16 protein-coding genes and 2 tRNA genes are annotated in these 22,054 nt (G+C 48.5%); 8 read left to right on the top strand and 10 right to left on the bottom strand.

The window, feature by feature from the left end; genetic code table 11:
• The first annotated feature begins 3 nt into the window (after nucleotides 1-3).
• The 4 genes from C3B51_RS16585 (at nucleotide 4) to C3B51_RS16570 (ending at nucleotide 4,825) form a co-directional block, all read left to right on the top strand.
• A complete protein-coding gene (locus C3B51_RS16585; protein WP_130245785.1) occupies nucleotides 4-1,500 on the top strand; it encodes a DUF3413 domain-containing protein in 1,497 nt (498 codons plus the stop codon).
• 83 nt (nucleotides 1,501-1,583) lie between these two features.
• The gene (locus tag C3B51_RS16580; RefSeq protein WP_125716411.1) at nucleotides 1,584-2,057 is read left to right on the top strand and encodes a DUF4124 domain-containing protein; all 474 of its coding nucleotides are present in this window, start codon (nucleotides 1,584-1,586) and stop codon (nucleotides 2,055-2,057) included.
• A gap of 92 nt (nucleotides 2,058-2,149) precedes the next feature.
• Nucleotides 2,150-3,874 carry a bifunctional isocitrate dehydrogenase kinase/phosphatase gene (aceK, locus tag C3B51_RS16575; RefSeq protein WP_125716410.1) on the top strand — a complete coding sequence of 575 codons (1,725 nt, stop codon included), beginning with the start codon at nucleotides 2,150-2,152 and terminating at the stop codon, nucleotides 3,872-3,874.
• Nucleotides 3,875-3,886: 12 nt separating this feature from the next.
• Nucleotides 3,887-4,825 carry a LysR family transcriptional regulator gene (locus tag C3B51_RS16570; protein WP_130245784.1) on the top strand — a complete coding sequence of 313 codons (939 nt, stop codon included), beginning with the start codon at nucleotides 3,887-3,889 and terminating at the stop codon, nucleotides 4,823-4,825.
• Nucleotides 4,826-4,861: 36 nt separating this feature from the next.
• Here C3B51_RS16570 and C3B51_RS16565 read toward each other — a convergent pair whose 3' ends face one another.
• On the bottom strand, nucleotides 4,862-5,254 hold the full coding sequence (locus C3B51_RS16565; protein WP_125716408.1) for a hypothetical protein: 393 nt from the start codon (nucleotides 5,252-5,254) through the stop codon (nucleotides 4,862-4,864).
• A 228-nt stretch (nucleotides 5,255-5,482) separates the two neighbouring features.
• On the opposite strand from C3B51_RS16565, the gene C3B51_RS16560 reads away from it, so the two are divergent.
• From C3B51_RS16560 to C3B51_RS16550, 3 genes are all read left to right on the top strand, one after another.
• Complete coding sequence (locus C3B51_RS16560) at nucleotides 5,483-6,343, top strand: hypothetical protein (protein WP_130245783.1); 861 nt, start codon at nucleotides 5,483-5,485, stop codon at nucleotides 6,341-6,343.
• A 106-nt stretch (nucleotides 6,344-6,449) separates the two neighbouring features.
• Nucleotides 6,450-6,860 (top strand): hypothetical protein, encoded by a 411-nt coding sequence (locus C3B51_RS16555; protein WP_130245782.1) that lies wholly within the window; start codon nucleotides 6,450-6,452, stop codon nucleotides 6,858-6,860.
• 62 nt (nucleotides 6,861-6,922) lie between these two features.
• Nucleotides 6,923-7,834 carry a M14 family metallopeptidase gene (locus C3B51_RS16550; RefSeq protein WP_130245781.1) on the top strand — a complete coding sequence of 304 codons (912 nt, stop codon included), beginning with the start codon at nucleotides 6,923-6,925 and terminating at the stop codon, nucleotides 7,832-7,834.
• Nucleotide 7,835: 1 nt separating this feature from the next.
• Here C3B51_RS16550 and C3B51_RS16545 read toward each other — a convergent pair whose 3' ends face one another.
• A complete protein-coding gene (locus tag C3B51_RS16545; RefSeq protein ID WP_125716404.1) occupies nucleotides 7,836-8,426 on the bottom strand; it encodes a CBS domain-containing protein in 591 nt (196 codons plus the stop codon).
• A 356-nt stretch (nucleotides 8,427-8,782) separates the two neighbouring features.
• Here C3B51_RS16545 and C3B51_RS16540 point away from each other — a divergent pair, with 356 nt between their 5' ends.
• Nucleotides 8,783-9,739 (top strand): FHA domain-containing protein, encoded by a 957-nt coding sequence (locus C3B51_RS16540; protein WP_125716403.1) that lies wholly within the window; start codon nucleotides 8,783-8,785, stop codon nucleotides 9,737-9,739.
• A gap of 15 nt (nucleotides 9,740-9,754) precedes the next feature.
• Here C3B51_RS16540 and C3B51_RS16535 read toward each other — a convergent pair whose 3' ends face one another.
• The 8 genes from C3B51_RS16535 to C3B51_RS16500 form a co-directional block, all read right to left on the bottom strand.
• Complete coding sequence (locus C3B51_RS16535) at nucleotides 9,755-10,276, bottom strand: DUF962 domain-containing protein (RefSeq protein WP_130245780.1); 522 nt, start codon at nucleotides 10,274-10,276, stop codon at nucleotides 9,755-9,757.
• A gap of 233 nt (nucleotides 10,277-10,509) precedes the next feature.
• Complete coding sequence (recD, locus tag C3B51_RS16530) at nucleotides 10,510-12,426, bottom strand: exodeoxyribonuclease V subunit alpha (RefSeq protein ID WP_130245779.1); 1,917 nt, start codon at nucleotides 12,424-12,426, stop codon at nucleotides 10,510-10,512.
• The gene (recB, locus tag C3B51_RS16525) at nucleotides 12,423-15,971 is read right to left on the bottom strand and encodes an exodeoxyribonuclease V subunit beta (protein WP_130245778.1); all 3,549 of its coding nucleotides are present in this window, start codon (nucleotides 15,969-15,971) and stop codon (nucleotides 12,423-12,425) included. Before recB ends, recD begins: the two co-directional genes overlap by 4 nt.
• A complete protein-coding gene (gene recC / locus C3B51_RS16520; protein WP_130245777.1) occupies nucleotides 15,958-19,257 on the bottom strand; it encodes an exodeoxyribonuclease V subunit gamma in 3,300 nt (1,099 codons plus the stop codon). Before recC ends, recB begins: the two co-directional genes overlap by 14 nt.
• A gap of 156 nt (nucleotides 19,258-19,413) precedes the next feature.
• Entirely contained in the window at nucleotides 19,414-20,442 is a 1,029-nt protein-coding gene (locus tag C3B51_RS16515; protein WP_046005903.1) for a GGDEF domain-containing protein, read from the bottom strand.
• Between the two features lie 157 nt (nucleotides 20,443-20,599).
• Nucleotides 20,600-20,690, bottom strand: a tRNA-Ser gene (locus C3B51_RS16510).
• Between the two features lie 109 nt (nucleotides 20,691-20,799).
• Nucleotides 20,800-21,843, bottom strand: coding sequence for a quinolinate synthase NadA (gene nadA, locus C3B51_RS16505; protein ID WP_046005902.1), 1,044 nt, complete (start codon nucleotides 21,841-21,843; stop codon nucleotides 20,800-20,802).
• 130 nt (nucleotides 21,844-21,973) lie between these two features.
• Nucleotides 21,974-22,049: transfer RNA gene (locus C3B51_RS16500), tRNA-Lys, on the bottom strand.
• Between the last annotated feature and the right edge of the window lie 5 nt (nucleotides 22,050-22,054).

Raw genomic sequence — 22,054 nt, 5'->3', positions numbered from 1 at the left:
TGAATGAATCTTTCTTCGCATAGTCCTTTTTCTTCAAAGGCCAGCCAGCTATTAAGCTGGGGGCATTGGTTTACCTTTGCCAACATCGGCTTGGTATTACTCATCACCTTAAGCTACCTGGCCGCTGATAAAGCTCCTACAACTGCGCTTGGCTGGATCTACATGCTGGTCACCTGGCTCAGTCATACCAGCTTTATTACCTTTTGTGTTTTTGTGCTGAGTATTTTTCCGCTCAGCCTGATTTTTCCCTATCCAAGGCACATTCGGGGCATGGCTGCCTGCATAGCCACACTGGGCATTACCGTACTCAGTGTCGATGCCTTTGTCTATTTCCAGCTGGGATATCATTTGAATCTTCAGGCACTGCCGGAGATACTATCCCTGTTTTGGAAAACCATCAGTGGCTCCCCCGCTGTTAACAGTCTGATTGTACTGGCTATGATCGCTGCGATTCTGGGCTTTGAGCTGATCGTTGGCAATCACGCTTGGCGCCACTTGGAGCGATTAAAGGGCTACGCCTTTCCAAAATTCGCCAGCACGATACTCGTTACCTGCTTTGCAACCAGTCATATTATGCACATCTGGGCAGACGCCAATAGCTACTTCGACATCACGATGCAAGACAATGTACTGCCATTATCCTACCCAACAACGGCGAAAACCCTGCTTGCAAGGCATGAGTTGCTCGATATGCAAAAGTATAACCAGGCAAGATCGCTGAATGTCGGACCGAACGAAGTAAGCTATCATCCACCAGCGTCACTGGCGTCATGCCCAGCTCAAGATACGCCCGTAAACATCTATATCGTCAAGACGCTGACTGAACAAACCGAAGCAAACCTGATGCAACTAGGCTGGCATCGCTCCGAGCAGCTGCTTGTACCCACTTTAATGGAAGATTTTCAGTTTAATCTGTTGTACGGTTTGCCAGCCTATTACAAACAGCCACTGATGGACAACAGAGTACCGCCGGTATGGTCGAGCCGCCTGTCTTTATCCGTTACTGGCCTGGACAAATTTGCTTATATCGACGACACCAAGAGTGCCGATGTGCGGGTATCGTACCAAACGCAAAGCCCTGCTTTTAGTGAAGACATGCCCCCCACCGTCGTCATTGTCGAGCCTGCAAGTTCCGATATGGTGACCACCACCCGTTTTTATACCAATATCCCGGCTTTTGCTGGCTATTCTGAACTGTTCCAAATCAGTGATGTGCTGACGACAATCACAGCCGAGCATTTCCAGTGTAGTGCACTCGCAACGGCGAGTATGTTGGGCAACAACATAGCAACTGACACACTCAATGAAGGTGTCAACTACTCTCGTGGCGTTCTGGTTGCATACAAAAAGGATAGGATCACACTGATAGCTCAGGATGGTAGTTATAAGCAAATCTCTGCAAAAGAGGGCTTTACGTTGGATCAGAAGCTGGATATCCCTTTCTTAATCCAAAGCATTAAACGACTCAAGCAGTTCAATCAGACGTCGGCTACAAAGTAGTGCGGCGTCTGTCATCACACTTGCGATATCGAACAAATTTACTATCTTGAAATGTAAACACAGGTTTCAGGGAAGCACTTGCTATGAGGATATTTATCATCGTCTTTGGGCTGCTTTTGCCCACATTAGGCCAGGCAAAAACCACCTTCAGCTACTACAAATGTGTCACTAACAAGACCATAGTGTACAGCCAACACCCGTGCGCGGCCAATGCTGAGCAGCATACTTTGAGCCACTCAGATCCAAAAGCCCCCCCGCCCGATGGCCAACACACTAAAACACTGAACAACATTGAGCGCCAGCAAATGGTACTCAGGTTAAAAAAAACACTCAGAGCCAAAAAGCATCAGGCTGCAATTCTGGGCAGAAAGCGAGACGAGGCTACCCGGGATGAGCAGCGGCGTATTTCCCGTTTGATGGAGAAAAGTGAGCGTGCCAAAACGCTCAAAGATGTCAAACGTAATATCAAGTCCATCAATACCGCCTACCTCAAAGAGGTAAAGCTCCTTAATAAAGAAATAGCACGCCTGGAAAAGCGCCTTAAGCGACTAGAGTAATAGCACACTTAAGGGCGTTTAAGTGTCAGGAAATCCGTGGTTGAGCGCCTGACATTTATGCGCTAGAGTAACTCGGCAGATTAGGAGGTCCGATGAGTTACCAGGTTCAAACAATTGCAGAGCATATTCTGTCCGGGTTTCACGCGCACTACGCGTTATTTCAGCAAATAACTGCACGCGCGCCACAGGCGTTTGCACTGCAAAAATGGGGTGAAATCGAGCAGATCAGCAAACAAAGGATCAGCCTCTATGATGCACGTGTTAACGATACGGTCACCGAACTCAAAAAGCATACACCACAGCACACCCCCGACGAAGCGTTATGGCATCAGGTAAAGCAACATTACGCCGAGCTTTTGTCTTTTCACCCACAAGCTGAGCTGGCTGAAACCTTTTTTAACTCAGTGTTTTGTAGACTGTTTCATAGGCGCTACTACAAAAACGACTTTATTTTTGTTGAAACAACCCTGACAAAACCAACGACGTTACCTATTGAGGCGGAATTTCGCAGTTATTTCCCGGTTATTTCAGGACTTAAACCCACCATCCGCAATATGATCTCGCACATGGACTTGCAATGTGGTTTTCGCGACTTGGAGCAGGATATTCGACTGCTGGTCAAAGCCTTCATTAAGCAGGCACCAAGTACACACCATAGCCACCATGGGTTACGTTTTGATATCCTGACAGCCCCTTTTTATCGAAACAAAGGGGCTTACATCGTTGGCCGGGTCGTCTCTAAATCGGGCGTACAACCCTTTATTATTGCCCTTTTACACCATCCTCAGGGCGGCTTGTATATCGACGCGCTGTTAACCAAAAGTGCACAGATGCGCATTATTTTTGGCTTTGCCCGCGCCTATTTTTTGGTTGAAACTCATGCCCCTTCCGCTATGGTTGGCTTTTTACAACAATTAATGCCAAATAAAACCACCGCAGAGCTCTATAATGCCATCGGCTTTCATAAACAGGGGAAAACTGAATTCTATCGTGATTTTCTGTTTCACTTGCAACATAGTGAAGACGTTTTCACTATCGCCCCCGGCACGCCCGGCATGGTCATGATGGTTTTTACCTTACCTAATTTCCCTTTCGTGTTTAAAGTCATCAAAGATGTCTTCGCCGAAAGTAAACCGTTTGGCAGAGATACCGTACTGGCACGCTATCAGCTGGTGAAAAGTCACGACCGTGTTGGCCGTATGGCCGACACCATCGAATACTCGGAAGTGGTGATCCCCAAAAAGAAATTTTCCCCTGCTCTGCTGAAAACGCTTAAAGCCACAATCAGCAACAGCTTGCGAGATGAAGGGGATTACCTGGTGATTAAGCACCTGTATATTGAGCGCCGCATGACGCCGCTGAACCTCTTTTTACAAACCGCAGATGAACAAACCGCCAAGAAAGTGATTGAGGACTATGGCCATGCCATCCGGGAAATGCTCAGTGTGAATATCTTTCCGGGCGATATGCTGCTCAAAAACTTCGGTGTCACCAAACACCATAGGGTCATTTTTTATGATTATGATGAAGTTCAGTATCTGACTGACATGAACTTCAGGCCTATGCCGAGCCCATCTCTGGAAGACTTATACAGCGGTGTAGCCGAGCCCTCTGCGGCCCCGAATGACGTATTTCCACAACAGCTGTGTACATTTGTCCTCACAGACCCTAAACTCAGAGCGGTGTTTGAACGGTCGCATGAAGCCTTATTACAGGTGGAGTACTGGCAACAGGCGCAACGGGATATTCAAACCCATGTGGTTAAGCAGATTTACCCCTACCCAGCCTCGCAGCGCTTCTATCGACACATAAAATAATAAAGGAACACTGTGAACATAAGCAAAATTGACCTGAATCTATTGGTCTACCTCGATACATTATTACGAGAATGTAACGTCACCCGCGCGGCGAACCAGCTCAGTATTACTCAGCCTGCAATGAGCAACGGCCTGAAACGGCTCAGAAACTTGTTTAACGATCCGATCCTTGTGCGTACCAGTGAGGGCATGGTCCCGACAGAGCGAGCGCTTGAGCTCCAGCCCGTGATCCGCGGTATTTTGATGACACTGGAAGAAACATTGGCCCCTAACCGCGAATTCGATCCCCGGCAGAGTAAACGCGTGTTTCGCATCATGGCCAGTGATTACGCAGCCAGTACACTGGCTCCTAAGCTACTTAATAAACTGCATATGGAAGCGCCGGACACCACACTCGACATCCTTACACCAAGTGATGTGACTTTTCACGATGTGGAAAACGGTAAGGTCGATATGGCCATCAACCGCTTTGAGAACTTACCTCAGTCTTTTCATCACAAACGGATATGGAAAGACAGCTTTTGCTGTCTGGTTAAGTCAGATAACCCGATCAAAGCGCATTTTAATTTAGATGCTTACTTAAAAGCCCGGCATATTTGGGTAAGTAAAACCGGATTCGGAGTCGGTGTCGGGATGGATCCCGCAGATGTACAAAAGCTGGGCTGGGTAGACGAAGCATTAGCGCATTTCGGCAAACATCGTAACATCGCAACGTTTACACGCAATTATCACGTTGCCATTCACCTTGCCAAAGAGCAAAACCTGATTGCAACTTTGCCATCAAAAGCGGCGAATATATACAGCGACGACCCTAATCTGGCGATACTGGAGCCACCTTTCCCTATTCCGCCATTTGAGTTGGATATGATCTGGAGCCCGCTGCTACACCGCGACGCCAGCCACATCTGGCTCAGGCAAAAGATAGCTGAAGTAGCGGACGCGCTTAAATAGGCACTTCTGTGCAATCAAATATAGGGGGACTGCCCCCTATATCTCGCTTTCCAGCATGGCCAGCGCACGCTTTTCGCTGTCGCAAACCTCACCATTGGCTTCACTGATCCTATGGGCTATCGACACCGCCAGCTCGCGCATTGGCTTATCAACAATGTGATTCAATCTATGCTGAATGAAGCACTCAGTCTCATCTTGCTTAATTGCAATCAGGCACTTACCCAAGGCATCATCCATATAGTCCTGCAGTGCTATGGCAGAGTTCCAATGCAGCGTATTTGCCCAATCACGGACAATCTCCATTTCCTCGGTTTCAATTTTTTCGTCGATACAGACAAATAGCAAAGCAATATCTAACAAGGACTCTTTTTGCAATTGCTCTACACATATTCCCATATCAAAGTGGTTCAATAGTTGTTCAAATTTCATATTGGTTTCCTTGTAATTGAGATAACGCCGACCAGTCACGATATAGGTATCTGTACCAGCTAATCTGACCCTTGTTATATACCTGATGCTTAGGTGCAGACAACAGACAACAAACAACAACACCCCATAGCATTCAAACATATTCTACAAAAGTCGGATTGTCACTTTAAAAATAGTCAACCAGTTGGCTGTGAGCTAGACTAGCCTTAGTACTTACAGGAAGTCGTTATGTCTTGGCTGAATCGCTTATATTTGAAACTACTCGTTATTTTGAGCTTTGTATTCCCTGTACACGCACACATCTCAATTTCAATAGAGCAAGACATATATGAATACGCAAAAGAAATACTGTCCGAACAACCTATTTCTGAATTCTCAGCTGAGATATTCAATCACCCCAAATGCCAGCGTGATGTCGTCGAGTTTCTGATTGCACAGCGCGCATTGCTGGAAGGTGGCTTTGCACACCCCTTTCGCTTTACGCTCGGAAACTATGATGCAAGGAACCTGAAACTGCTGCAATCCGGGTTGCTACTAATGAGCTTTGACACCATCTGGCTGTCTCAGGCACAAACAATCAATGACGATGTTTATATTTCAGAACCGATAATAGAAAAAGGCGCATATTTTGCCGGGATCTATACGTCAGGCTCCAACAAAGTATCTTTACGGAACAAAATCTCAAAGGATCTGAGTCAGATAAGTATCGTAAGCAGCCGGGCCTGGCTCGTTGACTGGGTCACCCTGAAAGCACTGAAACCCAAACAGCTGCACCACGAAGATGACTGGATCACCATGGCAAAATTGGTCAGTAATGGCTGGGTTGATGCCATGCTGGTTTCTTTTAACAACACTCGTCCTTTCTACTATGAAGGACCAGGATACCGCATAGAAGCAATAGAAGGTATTAAAGTCGCACTTCAGGACAGCCGACATTTCGTAGTCTCCAGACACCATCCATACGCTAAAGAGGCTTATGCTGCATTGCAACTTGGCCTGACAAAGCTCAAAGCACACAAATTCATTGATCAGGCTTATCGCCAGTGTGGGTTTATCACCCCTTTGATTGATGAATGGCATATACTTTAACCCTAAAATCGCAATTATCAGTTTTAATTTCGGGTATTCATATTTCTTCCATTTTCTTCTCCTAAATTTCCAGCCACTCGGGAATATGTCAAATTAGGAACAGGTAATGAATGAATTAAAACTGGAAGTAAATACGGCTTTTTACAGCATTGTTGGGGTTTTCGTTGTTGCGTTATTGGCACTGGCGGGGCTGTTTACTGAACTCAATCTGTCATTTCTGGCAACCATACAAATCGCGATAGCCAGTGTAGTGACTATTGCACTGGCTATTCACTTGCTATTGAGTATGGCAGGACGTAAACGCGTCACACTGTGTAACCAGGGACTGTCATTTTTCAGCCTGACCGGTCGCCAGCGTTACGTACCGGCAGAGAACATTCAATCTATTGAATTTGTAAACTATATCGGTCTGACGATGACACATGTCAGGACCAATCACGGAGTTATAAAGCTACTGGCATTCAGAGTACGTAAAGAGCAGCAACAGCGTCTGAGAAATATGGGTTACCTAGCGTAACCCTCTTGCCCTGAACTCATAATCTAATTAGCATGCAGATATCTAGACAAAAGAGACATGTTATGACTGATCAGTACCCAATAGGGCAAGCCGGTAAACCGTGGCAAGCAGCAGAAAAACAACAGTGGTTAGCGACACAAATCAAAAAGCGTGACTACTTTGAAGATATTGAACCACTTATCAATGCTCTCAAAGCTGACTTTCGAGTTGAGCAATATGGTATACTCGATTACGATACCCAGTACCCGCTATATGCACTGAAGTCTGCCAACTGGCATGCGGAACTGCCTGTGGTACTGGTTACAGGCGGGGTACATGGCTATGAAACCAGTGGCGTGCTTGGTGCATTGGCGTTTGCAAAGCAGCATGCTAACACCTTTGAAGATCAGTTTAATCTGCTTATATTGCCCTGTATCAGTCCTTGGGGTTACGAAACCATTAACCGCTGGAACCCAGAAGCAGTAGACCCAAACCGTTCTTTTTATGCAAACAGTTCTGCTCAGGAATCACAGCTTGCTATGGCTTATGTTAATCAATGTCAGGGATCCATCGCTCTGCACATAGACCTGCATGAAACCACAGACACAGACAACAGCGAATTTAGACCGGCACTGGCTGCACGCGATGGCAAAGTAAATCATAACTGGAATATTCCAGACGGATTTTATCTGGTTGGTCATAGCCAAAAACCGCAAGCGGCATTTCAACAGGCAATCATTCACGCCGTGCAACAGGTCACACATATTGCTCAAGCGGATGAGCATAATGCGCTCATTGGCGTACCGGTAGAACAACTTGGTGTTATCAACTACGACGCCACGCATCTAGGTTTGTGTATGGGCATGACCAATGCGCCCTATGTCACAACTACCGAAGTTTATCCGGACAGCCCAAACACAACACCGCAAAATTGTATTGATGGCCAGGTTGCTGCTATCGAAGGCGCAATCGCCTACCTGGCAGCCCAAAAGTAATTTAGGCCATCAGCTCCCCGTGCTCGTGAATAATTTCAAAGATGTCTCTAAAGGAGTGTGCTTTTTGGAAGATATTCACGGGCACATGCAAGGCTCGGGCAATATCTGACGACGAAATCATCCCTCTCAGGCCCCCTTTTTCATCCATTAATAATACATGCTGCTGACCTAGCTCCTTCAGCGTTTCTAAAACATCCCCTATTTTTGCTTTAGCAACGGTCGTAAAACGCATTGCATGTAAGTCCTGCTTTTTTGTCATGACATCTTCAACGGTTAGATCACTACGAGATACCTGCCGTTTCTGGGCAATGGACAAAACCCGCCGACCCGACAAGTCTTTTGAATTAACCACGCCAAGAAAGGTATCATCATGATCAACGACCAGCTTTGAGCGCACATGGCCGTTTAGCATCATATACACAGCATGGTCTATGTCGACATCCTTTTGGATCATCTGCGGCTGACGTCTGGCAAAATCGGTGATCACCTTGACGGCGGGACTCGATAAGCTCAGCGGCTCCGCATCAGAATAATCACAAAACTGATAGACCCCTTCTAATTTAAGTGTTTTTAGCGATTTATATTCACTCATATCCCCTCCGCTGTCGACGCTGTAGCCGACTCCTGTGATCTAACCCTCATAAAAATATGGAACATAGTTGCACTTTATGCAAGAGAGTGAGTTGCGTGGTGTAATCTGCTGTAATGGCAAGATGCCACTGGTCTGGTTACAATGGTAAGGTTCGCAATTGTCTTTGCCCGGACATGATAATTGCCTGTTTCAGGTCGATTATTATTGTGAATATTTCCTGAAATAACAGTACCCGCTGCGGCGGGTTCTTTTTATAAATTGAAGGTAACTAAGGAAATAGTGTCTTCAACAAGGTAGAATCTCCACCGAAATGCAATTTCGCGTGCGTCACTTATACGGAAAGTTAGGAAAATTTTATGGCTTATTTGATCGATGAACAAAAACTGGAAAAAATTTACCTGAAAAGTTATCACACTTTTGGGCGTTACAAATTTAATGTAGATACGTTCGTCGATAAGCCCGGTATATCCCGACATCATGCCATCATTGAACACGCTAATAACACCTGGCTAATTCGCGATGTTAGTACAAACGGCATTTGGATCAATGATAAAAAGATTGATAAAAACCTCCCGTATCAGCTCTCAGAGAATGACAAAATTGACTTTGCAGCCCCGGGACAAAACTCTTACGTCGTGGCCAACCTGAATGCCAATTGCCAGTATCTGGTATCGCAAACCAATGCCAATGAAGTCATTGAACTGGAAAATCAGATCCTGTTGCCCAATGACGAAGAGGCCAGCCATATCGTGTACTTCGATGCCTTACTCAATTACTGGTTTCTTGAAGATTTAAATACCTCAGACCGTCAGGCTTTGATTGATGGCGGCGTCGTTTCTCTGTTTGGTCAGCAGTGGCTGTTCTACTGTGCCAATACCTCCACCATGACCAAACACCTGGACAATCAACCGATTGTAAAACCCATTGCGTTAAATTTTAGTGTAAGCCAGGACGAGGAAAAAACGGATTTGACACTGGAACTTGAAGGTCAGGAAATCGACTTAGGTTGCCGCACGCACCACTACCTGATGTTACTGCTGGCAAGAACCCGGATTGACGATAAACAAAACGGCATGGACACTGAATCTCAGGGCTGGCTGTATCGCGAAGACTTGGCCAAGGCGCTTGGCGTGCAAACCAATCATATGAATATCATGGTGCACCGTGCCCGTAAGCAACTGACAGAGGCAGGCGGAGATAGAGCCCCGGAACTGGCCTACGTGCTGGAAACCAACAATGGTAAAATTCGCCTTAATTGTCAGAATATTACCATTGTTAAAGGATGCCAACTGGAAACCCGGATCTCAATCTAAACGGGCATGAGCAACTCAGGGCCGGTACGGACCGGCCTCATTATTAACCTGCTGCTCAAGGGCTTTAAAACATCCGACTTTATTGAGTAGCTCCATCATCACAAATAGCGGCCCTATCAGCAACCCCATCAGGTCATCTGCAAAGGCCGGTTTTTTTCCTTCAAAATAATGTCCGACAAATTGGATCACCCAGCCAATAACAAACAATGCCAGCCCCGTGGCATAGAACCACACCGCATCGACCCCTGCCTGGGCCATCGCACTAAATGCATAACCAGTAGCCCCCTGACACAGCAGCAGAAACGCTATCATCCAGCTGCCCAATGTCGGCGACAAAGCTAAGTAATAAATGCTAACCAGCAAAATTAAACAGGCAGAGAGGCTGATCGGGACCTGAAAGATTACGCCTAATGGCACAAATGTCATCCAGACCACAGCAAATACGATTAAAGGGACACCGACAAAGTGAGTTGCAATATTGCGTTTGTCTCTGTGATATAAGGCGTAGTTGACCAGATGTTGCTCAAGTGATTTCATCGTTCTTATTCTTTTGAGTAATTACTTTATTTTATAAAGCCGCAATCCGCTGAAAAAGTCAACACTGTAACAGGATAAGACCGCAGCTCTTCACATTTACTGGCAATAAAAATGCCGCCAGCTGAGTGGCGGCATAAATCACTGGGTTATTAACGCAGATGAACACTTTCTGTCATCTCCGTTATTTACAACTGTAGCCCAAAGAAAAAAACAAACAAGATAAAAACACAAATTTAACTCAAACGTAACCTTTGAGCCATTCCTGATTGTCGTCCCGCCTCCGTTTGCATGGATAATTGCAGCACTTGCGGTTGGCAATTGAGCTCCAGGTGTTGCTTTGCACGCGTAATACCTGTGTAAACCAGCTGACGGTTCACACCTTTACCGGCGCGCTGGATTGGAGGCAAAATCAATGCCGTGTAATCAAATTCCGAGCCCTGAGACTTATGGATAGTCATGGCATACACCAGCTCAAAACTGGGCAGTCTTGCGGGATAAAAGTGTCGCACTGTGCTTTGCTCATCAATGAAAGTTGCATAGAGCTGACCCTGTGCGTCAGGTAATAAAATGCCAATATCGCCATTAAACAGTTTAAGCTGGTAGTCATTTTGCGTGATCATAATCGGCATACCGGCGTAAAAGCGGTTATACGGCGTAATCAACCTGCGCTGAGCAAGCTTCTGCTCAATACGCTTATTAAGCTCTGCGACGCCATAAGGCCCTTCTCTGACCGCTGCAAGTAGCTGGTACTGACTGAATAACGCATGCACCTCTTCTGGCTCACTGTGACTCTGGATAGCCTCCAGGTATCGGCTGTAGTGATCCGCCGCCCGCTCAAGCAAGGCATTATATTGATCCACACCCAGTCCGTAAAAACTCAGATCGCTGTATCCGTGATTGATCACCTGTTGCAGCTGCTTAGGATCGTTGTTATTGACTGCACTGGCCAGCTGACCAATGCCGCTATCACTTTTAAAGCGATGGCTTTGCTGTAAAAATGCCGTGGCGTCGGCCAGCGCATAACGGCTTGCTTTACCCTTTAGCACGTCGCGCCCGGCAAAACAGACCTGATTTAAAAAAGCCGCACGATTAATGGTATATGCCGGCTGTGTACCGAGTTTAAGATGACCACATAAGTCACTCAGTATACTGCCGGTATCAACTGATGCGAGTTGGTCTTTATCTCCCAGCAGGATCAGTCTGGCATGCGGCGGCAACGCCCTGACCAGTTTATTCATCAGCGCCAGGTCAACCATAGAAGCTTCATCCACTATCAACAAATCAATGTGCAATGGATTTTGCTGATGATGAATAAAGCGGTTGGTGTTCGGGATCACACCAAGCAATCGGTGAATGGTTTGGGCTTGCTCCGGGATAAGCGTTGCCAGCTCGGGCGGCAGCGACAGCCGCCCTTTCGCACCAATAATAGACTCGCTGAGTCTGGCTGCTGCTTTGCCCGTCGGCGCCACCAGCTTAATACTCAGTGGTGCTGCTGTGTACAAGGACTGTAAAATCGCCAATAACTTGGTCACCGTTGTGGTTTTGCCAGTGCCTGGGCCTCCGGTGATCACACAAAACCCGCTGGATGCAGCCATGGCACAGGCAACCTTTTGCCAATCTATGTCCTGAGCATTATCGAGCGGAAAATACTGGTCCAGCAAAGCACTCAACTGCCCTGCATCTTGTTGTATCGGTTGCTCTGCCATCTGCCGAAAACGGTCACTCAGGTAAGCTTCATAGTCCGCCAGACGCCCCAGATATAGCCGCCCGGCAAATAGCCGTAAAGGCCGCCCTTCGCCCACCGCCGGATGCGAATTCAACGCAGCCAATGCCATGTCAGGGTTACCAAACGGGGTGTATGGCAAACGCTGAGCCTCTGACACAGTATCCGAACCGGCACTCATATCGTCCGCGCTTAAAGAAAATGGATTCTGCCAGTCAATCTCAGCCAGTAACAAGCAAGTGTGCTGACTTTGTTCTGCTCGTTGCAACAATAAAACCAGGTAAAATACCGCGTCATACTGCCCCTGGCACAAAAGCTTTGCCAGCGCCACATCGGCGGCTCGCACACGTCGGGTGTGGATCAGTAAGGCAATATAGGCCTGATGATCCAGCTCCTCTGCCGGGAATTCAAACATGTCCTGCATCATTCTTGTTCTCCCGTATCAAATAAGGCATCCAGTTGCAGCAACGTCTTTTCGTCCAGTTGGGTGTAGAAGCAGCCGGCCCCATCCGGTAAAGCACGTAAAAACAAGTAATACACGCCCCCTAAGTGCCGCTGCGGGCAATAATCCGCGAGGCGATGTTTTAATAACCGGTGCAGGGCCACGGAATAAATCAGATACTGAAGATGATACTGATGCGAGCTCATCGCCAGCGCCAGGTTATCGGCCTGATAATCCGCCGCTGCATCCCCGAGATAGTTTGATTTATAGTCGAGAATAAAATAGCGCCCCTGCCAAACAAAGATCAGGTCAATAAAGCCTTTGAGCATGCCCTGTACCTCATCAAAACGTAAATGGCTCGGCGCGCCTGTGATTTGCGCTACTAATTTGTTTAATCTGGTGTAGGACAGGCGCTTAAGTGGTAACTGAAACTCCATCTCCACCAGACAATCCGAGACACTCAGCTGGCTCAACGTCAGCTCCGGAAGCGGGGTGAGAGGTGCATTCAGACACCCCAGGATCCACTGCTCCACGGTTTCCTGCCATACCGTATCAAGATGATATTTCTCCAGACAAGCCTGAGTTGCTTCAGCTAAGGTCAGTTTGTCTGGCCGGGTAGGTGCGTGGGGCGCGGTGAAGTCAATCTGCTCAAAGATCTCATGTAAACAACTACCGGCGCGCGCACCTTTAACAAAGGTGTAAGGAGTAAAGCGTTTGATCACGCTCGGCTCGGGCAGGTCAATTTTGTGGTTCTCATCCAGTGCCCCCACCGGGCGATCTGCGCTGGTTTCATGATAACTCAGCTGGCTAAAACTGGTCATTCGCCAGTTTTGCTCAATCGCTACTTCGACAGGCCGACTATGCAACAACTGTGTTTCCTGGGTATGCTGCGCCTGATACACACAAGGCGCTATGCGCAGCACCTCATACGCCATCCCCTCATGGCGTGAGCACAGGTCGCGAAGCTGGTCATGCCATTGGGCTGCCTCTGTGATTTTATCCTTGTTCAACAACACATGCCCCAGAGCACATTGCTGGATCCCAGGCTTTTTACTGCGCCCCAGAGGCAGGTTATACAGGCCCAGGCTACAAAAATGAACAGCCCGGGTCAGTGCCACGTACAGCAGGCGAATATCCTCCGCAAGACGCTCACGCTCGGCATTATGCTGTGCGTTATCGTCCGCATCCAGATTGAGCACCAGCTCGCCATTTTCATGATAAATCACCTCACTGGCCTCTCTATATGCAGTGGCAAAAGGCATGTAAACCAGGGGATATTCCAATCCTTTGGAAGCGTGCATAGTGACGATTTTGACCAGATCGGCATCGCTTTCAAGGCGCAGCTGGGTGCCTTCATAGCTGGGGTTGGCACACTGAGCTTGCAACCAGCGCATCACCCTGTGTGTGCCTTCCAGCTCTATCTGTTTATGCTGCAACAACTCGGCCAGATGCCGGTAATCCGTCAGCCAGCGCTCAACTTCGTAGCCTGCCTGCTGCCACAAGGTAACCAGTTGATTGTCGACCAGTAAAGACTCCAGTGTGGCCATTGCGCCTTGCTGATACCACAGCTGTTTAAGCTGGGCAAACTGCATCAGGTAACGCTGCCACTGTCCTTCCTGAGTGCGTAATGCAAAGATCTGCTGCTCGTTAAGGGCGAACAAGGGACCGGCCAGCACGCCGCGTAAAGCCGCTTCATCATAATTGCCATGTACAACGTGCAGTAACTGCCAGACAGCCAGCGCGACAGGCTGCGAAAACACACTGTCCCGGGCCAGATAAACACTGCTTACGCCAGCCCTTTGTAGCGCCTGTTTTATCACACTGGCTTCAACGCGATCCCGAACCAGCACACAAATATCCGCAGCCAGCACCGGGCGCTTACCAATGCAGGCGCGTCCCTCCTGAGCCTGGGTCAGCAACTGTGCAATTTGCGCCGCAAAGCCCTCGGCAAGCTGCGGATAGGCGCTGGCTTTGCTGGTAACCGGCGCGTCGTCATCTTCAAGCACATTGAATTGCAAAGCCGGCGGTTCAGTACCATCCAGGGTAAAGGTATTGTCGGCGTCTTTGCCCGCAGCGTCGACCTCAATAAACGGAATGTCGCGGTTAAAAATAAAACTGTCGGCCTGCGCGGTAAAAATGGCATTCACCGCACTGACCACGCGCCGGGCCGAACGATAATTCTTATCCAAAGTAAACTGGCGGGTTTCATCCACCCGATGTTTCGCACCGATGTAAGTGAAAATATCCGCACCACGAAAACCATATATGGCCTGCTTAGGGTCGCCTATCATGGTCAGGCCTTGGGCGCCCTCAGTGCCATAGATGCGAGAAAAAATGCCAAACTGAATGGGATCTGTGTCCTGGAATTCGTCTATCATCGCAACCGGATAAAGCTGCGCTATTTTTTTAGCAAGCGTCTCCCCCTGCGCACCGTGTAATGCCTGATGCAAGTTTTGTAGCAGATCGTCTGGCGAGATCAGGCTGTGCTCAAGCTTTGCCTGACTCATCAGCGCGCGCACTTCTTTCAGTGCATGCTGTAACAAGGCAATGGGTAATCCTTTGGACACATTTTGGTGCAACAGCGCCATCTCATCAAACCAGCCTAGTGCCGGGTGAACAATCGGCTTACCCGTTTTGGTATAGTTTTTCGGGTCGCTCAGCTGGGCCTCTCCCCATAAGGCAAACGAATGCTTGCTGCTACCAAATTCAAAGTACCAGTCGTCGCCCATGCAATAGTCGATCAGCGCCTGGATATTGGCAGGCCGTCCCGGCGCTTTGCTCTTTGAAATTCCACTGTCGCGCAATACCTGGAAGAAATCAGAGTTTAACAGCTGTTGTTTAAATCCTGCCGCCCGGCGCTGATACTCAGCTCTTTGCTCCAGCACGACGGCCAGGTCCAGCTCGGGCGCCAGGCGGGCATCACCGCGTTTAAGCAAAGGATAAAGGCGCTTTGCCAGTGCCTGTGGATGAGAGAAATGCGACAACACCAGCTCAGTTTTATCCGCATCCAGGGGATAGACGAAGCGTCGCCAGTGGTCCTCAACAGCGGCATTAAACAGCTCGCTGTCATCGAGGATAAACTCCAGATTAAAGCTCAGGTTAGATTCAAACGCATGCTGTTTAAGCATGCGCTGACAAAAGCCATGAATGGTAAAAATGGCGGCCTCATCCATGGATTTAGCCGCGGCATCGAGCAGGTGATAAGCCGCTTCCTGATCTGCCACTTGCGCCACTTGCGCCAGTAGCGCACTGATCAGCGCATCGTCACAGCCGCCGCCGAGTAAAGCATCCCGAGCCTGTACTATACGTTTTCGGACCCTGTCTTTGATCTCCTGAGTCGCGGCGTCTGTAAAGGTAACGACCAGGATCTGCTCGACACTCAACGGAGTAGTCTGACTCTGCGCATCAACAAGCCCCAGCAGGTAGCGTAAATACAACCCCGTGATGGTATAAGTTTTACCCGTTCCGGCGCTGGCCTCAATCAGGTTATGGCCCGACAAAGGCATGGTTTGGGGATCAAGCCGTTTCATAGCGGGACTCCTGTGCAAGGTCGATAAGCGGGGTCAGTAATTCGTTGCTCCACTGTGTAAACTCCGCTTCGCAGGCCTGCAATGACGGGAAACTCAGTGCCACATACGGGTCTTCAGAGTCACCAAAGCCGATGTACTGGCCTCCCTGGAATTTGTTCAGTGCTTTGCTCATATCCTGGGTTTTACAAAACTCATAACTGGTGGCCGCAAAGAACGGCACTGCGCGGGTGATAAGCTGGGCATAAAAATCCTGCCACTTAGCTAACTGAACCTGTGCGTCATCACGACTGACTGGCGGAAAAACGACTTGCTCATCCAGGCCATAAATGTGTGTTTCTGTGTTGGGTGTCACGCAATTGGCTATCAGGTGCATCAGGTAGCCTCGGATCCTGTCTTTGCCTTTGATACTGGCCGTACGATAAAATATTTGCTTGCCCTGGTATAAGTCTCCCAGCCAGCCAAGCAGACGCGTTGAGCCAACTTGCACACATACCTCCACCGGCTCCATTGGCTCACCCATCACGTCTTTCAGGCGTCCTGACATAGCCGCGACGCGTCCCTTTAACTTTTGCAGTTCAACCACACCCACATTGGCCTGTGGTAACTGGGCGCGTTGCAGCAGCTGCGCCTCGGGCAGCGGTGTGTCGCTCAGTTCGCTGTGTAAGATTTCGTCCAGATACTGATAACGCGTCAGAGGGTCCAGTGCAAATGGCTCACTGTCGGGCGTATCTTCCTCTAACGTCACTAACCTGACGCCCAGCGTATACTGATAAAACCAGCGCTGCGGTGCCAGACAGGCGCGCAAAAAGTCCGGTAACTCCAGCTCGTCTGGCGGCTCAAGTGCAATCGCTTGCTCAGTGGGTTGCTGTGCCAATTCAGACGGTGGCTCACTTTGAGATGGACACCAGTTGGGGTTAAAGCTGTGTAATGGGCCGCTTTGATAATGCTCGCTGCTAAATGGTTGCAAAGGTGCCTGGCGGTAAAGCTGCTCACTGGGCTTGAGGCTGTCATCCTGGTAGCAAAAAGCCCGGTCCAGATATTCACATAACTCGCTCACTAAAATGGACGGCACCTGCGGCTCATTGTTATAACAAGAGCGGCCCAGATAACTGATATAGAGTTGCTGACGCGCACTGAGCAGCGCCTCCAGAAACAGATAACGGTCGTCCAGCTTACGTGAGCGGTCTCCTTTACGACGCCGCGAATACGGTACCAGGTCAAAGCCAATCGGTTGTACCTGGCGCGGATAATCGGCATCATTCATACCAAGCAGGCAGACAACTTTAAACGGCACCGCTCGCATCGGCATCAAAGTACAAAAATTTACTGCCCCGGCCAAAAAGCGCTGACCAACCCCTTTGTCTTTGATCCCCTGGCGAACCTGATGTAATACGATCCTGGCATCAACCGGACCGGCAAAGTCGCCATTAATATGGTGTTTTTCCAGCTCGTCGATGACTTTATGCAATTGCATCAGATCCCAGCTCTGCTCGGTATCCTGATCGTAAAAGTCTGCCAGCATGTGTCTGAGCACAGCACACTTCTCACCCAGTGGCGTTGCCACTAAGAGCTGCTCTCGCGCCTGCTCCAACGCTTCGATAAAGGCAATTAGCTTGCTCAAGGTGTTCACAGCCATGCCTTCTACCGCATCGGCCGGATATATCTCATTGTATGCCGTCAGTTCATCTGCACTGGCAATGCCAAGCAGCAGGCGTTGTAGCCCGTGCCGCCAGGTATTCAATGAGATCTCCGGTAACCCGTAGTCACGCTTGTGCTGGCCATCTAAGCCCCATTTGACCGCCACCTGTTGCAGCCAGGTCTGGATCTGCACAAACTCACTCTGCTCCACCGCAAAGCGCTTACCGATAGGCTCAACGCCCAGCAGATCGAGTATATCGGACACGCTGAACCGGCTAAAAGGCAGCCCCGCCAGTGTAACGAAGGAATTTAGCACCGGCTTTTCTTGCTCTATGCTCATATCGGCCAGTGCAAAAGGGATTTTTCTCGCCCCTGATGCACTGCCAAACACCGCTTCTATATAAGGACTGTAGCTGCCCACATCCGGCATCATCACTATGATGTCTTTTGGCGTCAGCGCCGGGTCTTCATGAAAGAGCGTCAGCAGATGATCGTGCAGCAACTCAACTTCGCGCAATGGTGTGTGGCAGTCGCATAGTAAAACGGAGCTGTCATCCTCTTTGATGGTCAGCCGCCCCTGCGGACTGACATACCAGTTTGGGTCATCGACCAGAGACTCACCTTTAAACGCCAGTTGATAGATTTCCTGCTGCAATTGGGCCAGCAGGCTGTCATCAAACTGGTCAACAAAGCCATCCAACCAGCGCGCATCGGTTTGCAGCAACTGCTCAAGGTAATCCCGGCCTAGCTTCCCCCAAGAGGACAACAAAGGGTTACCGGTATTGTAGTAATTGCCTTCGCCAGCCTGTTTTTGCAGCTGAGCATCCAGGGCCGGCCTTACCTGATAGTTTGCCAGGATCTTTGCCTGGGTTTTCTCATCAACCAGATCGCCCCAGTAATGTTCACTGGGATTAAAGAAAAACAGCAATACATCGATTTTCTGGGCGAGGGCATTGAATATCTCTAGCTGGTTAGTCGCCATGGCTGAAAGACCAAATATGCTGATCCGCTGGGGCAAGCTGGTGATGTCAGCATCCGCCAGCTTTGCCAGTAATTGCTGATGCATATTGGCCCGGTTATAAGGGCTTTGTCCTAAATTATGAGTATGTTCGACCAGTGCCCGCCACAGGTCCGGCTGCCAGGGCGCAATACCTACATCGACATCTTCCAGCGTATCTGTGCCCAGCTCCCATTGTTCCAGCCAGTTTGGCCGGTACATCAGATATTGGTCGTATACATCGGCAATTTTCTCACACAAGGCAAAGCGCTTAAGGTCACTCTGTGGCAGATCACTGCCCTCTTCCAGGTATACTCTCAGCGGCTCGTAAAGCGGGTTGCTGAGCTTCTGGGGTAGCAAGGTAAACAGCTTCCAGCTCATGTTGTTTTTATTAAAAGGTGACTCTTTGGGCACATCCGGCAAAAACTGTTGATACAGCTGCCAGATAAAACTGAGTGGCAGTGGAAACTCAACTTGTGCCGCATAGCCGATATCGCGGCTCAAGCCATTTTTAAGCCACTGAGACATGCCCGGAGACTGCACCAAGACAATTTCGTTAGCAAAAGGGTCCTCAAGCGGTGCCTGCTTCAACAACGTTGTAAACTGTGCTTGAAGGGCTTCCATACGATTTGATTGGATTATGTGCAACATAATGATGTCTCGGGCTTTTTAAGCGAGTTTTGGACTTTGATCAGTGTAAGAGATTTCACAGGGTAATAGCAACGTAGCTGAATACATCGCTAACCAAAGGAGTAGCAAAAGAGGATGCGGTAACAGGCTGCCATTACCGCAGGGTGTCCTGTCGGCTCAGAACAAGTCAATCCCAGAGCCTTCGTCATGGCGCTCCAGTTTATTGGCATTCAACAGTGTTTCAAAAAACGCAACCTGATCTCGACCGTTTTCCTTGGCGTAATATAGCGCCCTGTCTGCATTCTCTAATACATTGATAGGAAAGTCATAGGGGCTGATCCGCGCCAGCCCCGCGCTGACAGTCAGGGTTTTTACAAATGGAAAGTGCGTGTTGCGGATAAGCGTTAAAAACTGCTCCAGCTTTGCCTCGATAGAGGCCTGATCCGTTGGCTCAAACACCAGCACAAACTCTTCACCTCCAAAGCGGAATAACAAGTCGGTCGAGCGGAAAAACTGCTGCATTTTCTGCGCAACCAGCAGCAAGACTTCATCCCCGCAAACATGGCCATAATTATCATTGACCTGCTTGAAATGATCTATGTCTATCATCGCCAGCCAGGATGTTGCCCCCTGATGAAAGGTGCGTGGATCCTGCTCATCGCGAATATGGCGATTTTGTTTGATCACTTGCTTCTCAAGCAACTGCTTAAGCTTTTTCTCAAAGGTCTGACGATTCAGCAGGCCTGTGAGTTTATCCCGCTCATTTTCATGCAATATGGTCAGATAGTTTTCGTAGATGCGCACAAAGGCATTCAGAAGTACCTGCTCATTACTGTTCAGGCCACCTGAGTGCACTTCTATTGCACCAACCGGTGTTTCATGGATATTGATAGGCAGCCAGCGTTTTTCTATACCATCTGCATTTTGCACCGTGATAATGCAGGAGGACTGCAAACAGGAGATCAATTCAGACTGAGGCTGTTCAATCACTTGCCTGTCGAGCCATTCAAATTCCCGCTCACCATGCATAGTCAAACCAATGCTTCGTTCAACTGCGAGATCTTCCTGAGTATTAAAATTCTTATACACACACAGATGCTGACAGCCTACCAGTTCCTGAATGGTCGATAGCAGGCTGTATTCGAGCGAATCTATGTCTCTTGTTTTTGTTATTTTGATTACTGAATTGAGCAGTTCTTCTTGCATTAGATACTCGCAGACTCGATTAATGCTGATTATAGTAACGGCTTTTCACCCAAGTGTGTACTACCAAGTGTAGCACCACAAGGATTTGGCAAGGTGTATTTATATAAAGAAGCAAAACGCAAAAAGGCGTCCACCGGACGCCTTTTTAAATTTGAAATGGCGGAGAGAGAGGGAGTCGAACCCTCGATACGCTATAAACGTATACACGAGTTCCAGTCGTGCGCCTTAAGCCACTCAGCCATCTCTCCGCACTGTAGCACCGCTTGGGTGCGGCGCTAATACTATGAAAAGCTTAACGCTTTAGCAAGTATTTTTTGTAAAAACCCAGCCAAATGCTTAGTTACTAAGCAACTTAGCTTATTTTTGCAAGCTTGCTGAAAAGTCCAGCATGCGATTCAATGAACGCAATGCGCCCTCTCGTAAGTCCATATCTACGAAGACTTCTTTACCGCTTGGATCCAGTAGCGCTTCTTCAATGGCTTTAAGGCCGTTCATTGCCATCCACGGACAGTGGGCACAACTCTTACAGGTTGCCCCTTCACCCGCCGTTGGCGCTTCAAAGAACTCTTTCTCAGGACACAGTTGCTGCATTTTGTAAAAAATGCCGCGGTCAGTCGCAACGATGAACTTCTGGTTAGGCATTTCCTGCGCCGCTTTAATCAGCTGGCTTGTTGAGCCCACAGCGTCTGCCAGGTCAACGATCTCGGCTGGCGACTCAGGGTGCACCAATACTGCCGCATCGGGGTGCAGGGCTTTCATGTCTTTCAGCGCTTTGGTTTTAAACTCATCGTGGACGATACAGGCACCGTTCCACATGATCATATCCGCACCGGTTTTCTTTTGAATGTAAGAACCCAAGTGTTTATCTGGTCCCCAGATGATTTTCTCACCTTCTGAGTCCAGGTGCTCAACAATCTCAAGTGCACAAGACGAAGTCACTATCCAGTCAGCGCGTGCTTTCACTGCGGTTGAGGTATTTGCATACACAACCACTTTTCTGTCCGGGTGTTGATCACAAAACGCCGAAAACGCGTCGATAGGACAGCCTACATCCAGAGAACAGGTTGCTGCCAAAGTGGGCATAACAACGGTTTTTTCTGGTGTTAGGATTTTGGCGGTTTCACCCATAAAGCGTACACCGGCAACAATGATCATATCGGCATCTTTTTGCTTGGCACCAAAACGCGCCATTTCCAGTGAATCTGCAACACAGCCACCGGTTTCCTCAGCCAGGGCTTGGATCTCTGGATCTGTGTAATAATGGGCAACCAGAACCGCGTTCTTCTCTTTTAACAACGCTTTAATTCTGGTTTTATATTCGGCTTGTTCCTGCTTAGTTAACGGTGCAGGCTTTGGAGGAAAAATATAGTCCTCCGGCATAATTTGTTCTGCTAGACTCATTCTCTCGACCACTAGTCCACATGACGGAATATCCGCGAATTATACGAAAATCGGGGCAATAATCCTAGTTGAAGACGGTATTTTGAAGGAATATTTAAGAGAATATGAAAGGAAAGGGATTCAGCAAGAATGGTGGGTCATGATGGACTCGAACCATCGACCAATGGATTAAAAGTCCACTGCTCTACCAACTGAGCTAATGACCCGCTCG

It is taken from the genome of Pseudoalteromonas rubra, from assembly GCF_004212645.1.
Lineage (GTDB): Bacteria > Pseudomonadota > Gammaproteobacteria > Enterobacterales > Alteromonadaceae > Pseudoalteromonas > Pseudoalteromonas rubra_G.
Note: the sequence above shows the minus strand (reverse complement) of the source record. Positions and strands in the feature narration are given on the sequence as shown.